Here is a 940-nt window from a genome sequence, read left to right as displayed (position 1 = left end):
GGGTCGGAGAGAGCCACCGACGCCAGCCCCTCGGAGAACCGGTAACAACGCGGCCATCGCGGACCCCAGAACTGAAAGTCGATGACCGTGTTGCCCTGTAGATCCACGAACCCCACCTTGCCGTCGCGGCAGACCCCGATCTTCGGGTTCTCCTCCGCCTCCCCTCGCACGACGCTATAAATTTGGTCATACGAGGCGGGGAGGACCCAACGCCCCTTTTCATCGAGCAGGCCGCTCTTACCGTTCAGAACGGCGACGCAGGTCCCCCGGGGGCAAGTGGATGTCGGGGGCTCGTCGAACACGAAGTCCGTGATCGCCTCGTTCCTGCCGTTCACGTACCCCCACTTGTCCCCGCTCTTTACCCCAAAGAGGTTCGCGCCGAAGATGTAGATGAACTCCTCGTACATGATCGGCAGCACAGGCCGTCCCTTCTCGTCGATGATCCCGGATAGGTCGCCGCTCTCCACAACTCCAAATCCATCTTTGATCCCGCTGACAGACTGGTATCGGGGAGGAACGACAACCTTTCCAGTGAGGTCCACATAGCCCTCAAGGTTCCCGGGGCCTCGGAAATACGAGAGGACATCGGCAGGCGATACATATTTCGCGGAGAAATCCCTGACCAGGGCACGCCCCTTCTTGTCGATCAGCTTGTACGGCCCGCCCTCCTTCTCCTGTACCCAAGCCACCCCGTGCCCAAACGGAGTAGCACAATTGAACTGGGGTTCCAGCAGCCACTCGAACTCCAGACCGTCCGGGCCGTAGCGGTAGTACAGCCACCCCGACACGACCACAACGACCATCAGCACCACGAATCGCAGAAAATAGCGCGGCCCCCTCGACCTGTCTCCTACGGGCATATCGATCCCTCCCTGCTCCTTCCCAATGGCCTCAATCCCTCTCGTCATAAAACCCTCTCTCGGCCCCGCAGAACCCGGGA

General features: G+C 60.7%; 1 protein-coding gene. It reads right to left on the bottom strand.

Annotation, left to right across the window (positions count from 1 at the left end; genetic code table 11):
- On the bottom strand, window positions 1–860 hold an 860-nt coding region (locus tag EII26_RS12830; RefSeq protein WP_158612350.1), incomplete at its 3' end, for a WG repeat-containing protein.
- Window positions 861–940 lie beyond the last annotated feature (80 nt).

This window comes from Fretibacterium sp. OH1220_COT-178, assembly GCF_003860125.1.
Taxonomy (GTDB): Bacteria; Synergistota; Synergistia; order Synergistales; family Aminobacteriaceae; genus CAJPSE01.
The sequence above is the reverse complement of the archived record's forward strand: the minus strand, read 5'-3'. Positions and strand labels throughout refer to the sequence as shown.